The 4,456-nt window shown below is 71.7% G+C and carries 7 protein-coding genes; 5 read left to right on the top strand and 2 right to left on the bottom strand.

Features of this window, described 5'->3' with window-relative positions; genetic code table 11:
- The 3 genes from GT354_RS11895 to GT354_RS11885 form a co-directional block, all read left to right on the top strand.
- Positions 1–493: ATP-binding cassette domain-containing protein (locus tag GT354_RS11895; RefSeq protein ID WP_161356265.1), on the top strand; the 493-nt coding region annotated here is incomplete at its 5' end.
- 61 nt (positions 494–554) lie between these two features.
- The gene (locus GT354_RS11890; protein WP_161356266.1) at positions 555–1,307 is read left to right on the top strand and encodes an ABC transporter permease; all 753 of its coding nucleotides are present in this window, start codon (positions 555–557) and stop codon (positions 1,305–1,307) included.
- A 385-nt stretch (positions 1,308–1,692) separates the two neighbouring features.
- Entirely contained in the window at positions 1,693–1,926 is a 234-nt protein-coding gene (locus tag GT354_RS11885) for a hypothetical protein (RefSeq protein WP_161356264.1), read from the top strand.
- A 217-nt stretch (positions 1,927–2,143) separates the two neighbouring features.
- On the opposite strand, the gene GT354_RS11880 is transcribed toward GT354_RS11885, so the two are convergent.
- Entirely contained in the window at positions 2,144–2,875 is a 732-nt protein-coding gene (locus GT354_RS11880; RefSeq protein ID WP_161356263.1) for a DedA family protein, read from the bottom strand.
- A 205-nt stretch (positions 2,876–3,080) separates the two neighbouring features.
- Here GT354_RS11880 and GT354_RS11875 point away from each other — a divergent pair, with 205 nt between their 5' ends.
- A complete protein-coding gene (locus GT354_RS11875) occupies positions 3,081–3,551 on the top strand; it encodes a GNAT family N-acetyltransferase (RefSeq protein WP_161356262.1) in 471 nt (156 codons plus the stop codon).
- 4 nt (positions 3,552–3,555) lie between these two features.
- On the opposite strand, the gene GT354_RS11870 is transcribed toward GT354_RS11875, so the two are convergent.
- Positions 3,556–4,023 carry a PPOX class F420-dependent oxidoreductase gene (locus GT354_RS11870; protein WP_161356261.1) on the bottom strand — a complete coding sequence of 156 codons (468 nt, stop codon included), beginning with the start codon at positions 4,021–4,023 and terminating at the stop codon, positions 3,556–3,558.
- Positions 4,024–4,106: 83 nt separating this feature from the next.
- Between GT354_RS11870 and GT354_RS11865 the strand changes: the two genes are divergently transcribed.
- Positions 4,107–4,456 (top strand): GNAT family N-acetyltransferase (locus GT354_RS11865; protein WP_161356260.1); only part of this gene is annotated, 350 nt, incomplete at its 3' end.

Raw genomic sequence — 4,456 nt, 5'->3', positions numbered from 1 at the left:
GCGCGAGGAACTGACCACCCAGGCCAGGCTGTACCGACTCGACAAGGCCGCCGCCGCGGCCCGCGCCGACGAGTTGGCCGCCGATCTGGATCTGGGCGACTTCCTCGACCGCCCGTGCGGCGCGCTGTCCGGCGGCCAACGCCGCCGCCTCGACATCGCGATGGGTCTGGTCCACCGCCCCCGGGTGCTGTTCCTGGACGAGCCGACCACGGGCCTGGACCCCGGCAGCCGAGTCGACCTGTGGGACCTCGTCCGCCGGATCCGCGACGAGTGGGGCACCACCGTCTTCCTGACCACCCACTACCTCGACGAGGCCGACGCCCTCTCCGACCGCCTGGTGATCGTCGACGGCGGCCGGATCGTCGCCGAGGGCACCGCGCACAGCCTCAAGACCCGCCACGCCGGCTCCCCCGACGCCTCCCTCCAGGACGCGTTCATCGCCATCACCGGTCGGCGCACTCCCGCGCCTGCCGACACCCCGATCGCCGTCTGAGGTGTCCGTGTCCGCGCAATGCGCACCATCGCCCGCCGCCGTGCCCGCCGCACCGTCCCCGCTGTCCTCGCTCGCCGGCGACACCGGCCTGATCTTCGGCCGCTACCTGCGCGAACTGGTCCGATCCAAGCTCGGTCTGGTCTTCGGACTCATGCAGCCGCTGCTGTTCCTGGTCCTGTTCGGCCCGCTCCTTCGCGACGTCCCGTTGGGTGGGCGCGGTGACGCGTGGCAGACCCTCGTGCCCGGTCTGCTGGTCCAACTCGGCCTTTTCGGCGCCGCGTTCGCGGGCTTCGGGATCCTGATCGAAAAGCAGCACGGCATCCTCGAACGCATGCGGGTGACCCCGGTCAACCGACTCGCGCTGCTGCTGGGGCGCGTACTCAAGGACGTCGTGCTCCTGCTCGCCCAGTCCGTCCTGCTCGTCCTGGCCGGCGTCGCGTTCGGGCTGCGCGTGCCGATCCTCGGCGTCCTGTTCGGCTTCGCCCTCGTGGGGCTGATGTCGGCCGCGCTCGCGGCGCTGTCGTACGCCCTCGCGATGCGGGTGGCCTCGCCGCAGGAGTTCGCGCCCGTGGTCAACGCGGTGAACCTGCCGGTGATGCTGCTCTCCGGCATCCTGCTGCCGATGGCGCTCGCCCCGGGCTGGCTGGACGGCCTCTCCCACGTCGTCCCGCCGCGTTATGTCGTGGAGGCGGTCCGGGCGGCCTTCGTCGGCGACTACGGGCACACGGTGGTGATCGGCACGCTCGCCGCGATCACCTTGGTGGCGGCCTCGATGGCGCTCGCCATCCGCCCGTTCCGCGCGGCCGGCGACTGACCCGGGCGGCCCGATGATCGAGCCTCGGCGGCGGATGCGCTCACGCGTGTCGCGCCGCCGTCGCGCGTGGCTCGCGCGCCATGAGCCGAGTCCGCCGCAACCCCGACCCGATCTGTCCGGTCCCCGCGAGCAGCGGACCGGGCCGGCCCTGGGACACGGGATCGGCGCCGGCCGGCACAGCGCCCGAGCAAAAACGCCGGCGGCAACGCCGATCGAGTGAATTGATCGGCCGATCCGGAGCGTTGCCGTTCGGGATCTTCGTTTCCGTGTCATTCGTTGACCGATCGAAGGGGTCTCTCGTCGACCCCCGGCAGGCGAGTCCGATGGCCGACCGGTCACCGGGCCCGCGACCGAACCCAGTGACCCCGGAACGGAGCACGGCGCGATGAGCGGCTTCATCGACAAGGCCAAGAAGATGGCCGAGCAGGGCATGACCACGGGAAAGCAGAAAGTCGAGGAGGTTCAGGTCGGCCGTGACGCGTCCGCGCTCCTCAAGCGCCTGGGCACCGCGTACTGGAACGAACAGCGCCACGGCGGCTCACACGAGGAGGTCACCCGGGCGCTCACCGCGCTGGACGAACACGTCGCCAAACACGGTGACGCCTCGCTGCGCGGCTGACCGGCACCACCCCGCGGCGGCCGGCGGTACACAACGAAGGGGGCCGGGTCGTCGGCGACCCTGCCCCCTGGCCCTGCTCCACCCGCTTCGTCCCACGAGTTGCCGCGCACCGGCCGCCATAGCCGGCACCCGTGCGCCGGCCCGCCCGAGCGGCCGGTTCCGCGGCCCGCCTCGCCGGACGGTACCCGAACGCATACGTGTCGTCAGCCCGAGCGGGTCAGGCCGTGCTGTCCTCGCGCACGGCCGCCGTCGCCCCGGCGAGATCCCGCCTCGAAGCGTCCGCCCCCGGCGCAGGTTCACCGAAACCGGACTGGGTGTCCTCCTCGGCACCCCGGCGCCGGCGACGGCGTACGTATGTCACGATGCCCGCCACCACGGCGATCGCCAGGATCGCGGCCCCGATCCAACCGGGCACGCTCGCCGCCGAGGGGTAGGCGCTGCCCGCCAGCCGGCCCAGCATCACCGAGCCCGGCACCCAGACCAGGATGCCCACCACGTTCCACGGTGCGAACCGCCGATACGGCATGCCCGCCGCCCCCGCGAGCCGCGGCAAAAGCGTGCGCGCGAACGCCACCCACCTGCCCAGCATCACCGTCACGCCGCCCGCCCCGCGGCCGCGCGTGAACATCTCCTCGGCCCGCTCCCAACGGTGCTCGCCGACCTTGCGGCCCAGACGACCCGTTCTTATCCGCTCGCTGCGATGCCTTCCCGACAGGTAACCGAGTGTGTCCCCCACGATCGCCGCCGACGTCGCCACGATCAGTACCGGGAACAGGGCCAGATGCCCCGTCGAGGTCAACAGGCCACCGAGCAACAGCACCGGCTCGGCCGGCGCGAACACCCCCAACAGCAACCCGGTCTCGACCACGGCGATCAAGGCAATCACGGCATACGCGTACATCGGTGGTAGCTCACCCAGCCGATCCACCCACTGGTGCACGGCATCCACGTGGAACCTCCCCGTCCGGCCGCCTGCCATGTTCCTTGACAAGCATCCGCCCTTTACCTGGTCAACGGATCCTGCGCGCGGCCGAATTCCCGCCTACTCCCCTGGCCGTACACCGCTACCTGAAGTCATACGACCAAGGACCTGCCCAGGACCTTCGGACTACCTCCCCCGACCCGCCCCGGGGGGCCGGTCTACGTTGGTCGCCATGAACGACATCGAAATCCGGCCGGCCGACCGAGCCGACATCGCCGCGATCGTCCGCCTGCTCGTCGACGACAAGCTCGGCGCGGGACGCGACTCACTCGACGACCTGACCCCCTATGTCGAGGCATTCGAGCAGATCGCGGCCGACCCGAACCAGGAGTTGGTGGTGATGACCCGCCCCGACCCGGCCGGCGGGCCTGCCGCGGTGGTGGGCACGCTCCAGCTCACGATCATCCCCGGCCTGTCCCAAATGGGCCGTACCCGCGCCCTGGTCGAGGCCGTACGCATCGACAGCGGGGAGCGCGGCGGCGGCCTGGGCACGGTGCTCATGCAGTGGACCATCGAACGAGCCCGCGAGCGCGGGGCCACACTGGTCCAGTTGACCTCGAACGGCGAGCGCGAGAGCGCCCACCGCTTCTACCGGAGGCTCGGTTTCGCGGATTCGCACGTGGGTTTCAAACTGAGCATCTGAGCCACTACCCCACCGGGTCGGGCCGTTCGGGCTCGTTCGCCCCGTCCGTCCGCTCGGGCTCGGCCGGGGCGGTGAGTTCGATCCGGATGCCGATCGTGGCCCCGGTACCGCGGCGCAGCCGACTGCCGAGCAGGGTGAGACGACCCAGCACACCGAACTTGCGCCTGATCAGTCCTCGGTAACGCTCCGTGCCTGCCTCGTCGAGCAGTTCGGCGTGGCCGGCCACGGCGGCGCCGCGCGCGTTGCCCCGCGCGTCACACTGCGCGACGGTGACCCGGCCGCTGTTGCGCAGCCGTTTGACCTTGCCGGAGTCGCGCGCCGTCCACGCGCCGAGCGCGTCGCCGTCGCGCACGACCCACACGGCGGTCCCCACCGCGCGCCCGTCCCGACGAAACGTGGTCAGCAGGACGTACTTACCGGCGCTCAGCCGGTCGAGATCCGCCTGGGCTCGGGGCGCGCGGGGTGTTGTCATGCGCCGGAGTCTAGGGCGCCGGGATGCCGGATCCGGGTGTTGACCTCTGCCCCGCGTGCCGGGTCGGGTGCGACGATTGGGCAATGCCGCGCACACCGGAGGAAACCCGCGTCCAGGTTCGTCCCGCAGCCGTGGAGGACGGGGAGAGACTCACCGAGATCGACAATCTGACCTGGTCCACCGACGTCACCCCGACGCCGCGTTGGGACCCCGGGAAGGCCTTCTTCCCGGACGCCGCCGACGTGCGCAACGTCCTGGTCGCGCACGCCGGCGAGGACGTGGTCGGCTACCTCAGGATGCGCCCCTCGCCGTTCGGCCCGATGTCCGCGCACGTCCAGCACATCGACGGTCTGGCCGTGCATCCGGCGCACCAGGGCCGCCGGGTCGGCCGGGCGCTGGTGGAGGCCGCCGAACGGGAGGCGCGCCGGCGCGG

It is taken from the genome of Streptomyces sp. SID3343, from assembly GCF_009865215.1.
Lineage (GTDB): Bacteria > Actinomycetota > Actinomycetes > Streptomycetales > Streptomycetaceae > Embleya.
The sequence above is the reverse complement of the archived record's forward strand: the minus strand, read 5'-3'. Positions and strand labels throughout refer to the sequence as shown.

Bases quoted from the DNA above. Each gene is read 5' to 3' on its own strand.
- GT354_RS11885 (WP_161356264.1), top strand. From the start codon at position 1,693: ATGAGCGGCTTCATCGACAAGGCCAAGAAGATGGCCGAGCAGGGCATG.
- GT354_RS11875 (WP_161356262.1), top strand. From the start codon at position 3,081: ATGAACGACATCGAAATCCGGCCGGCCGACCGAGCCGACATCGCCGCG.
- GT354_RS11870 (WP_161356261.1), bottom strand. From the start codon at position 4,023: ATGACAACACCCCGCGCGCCCCGAGCCCAGGCGGATCTCGACCGGCTG.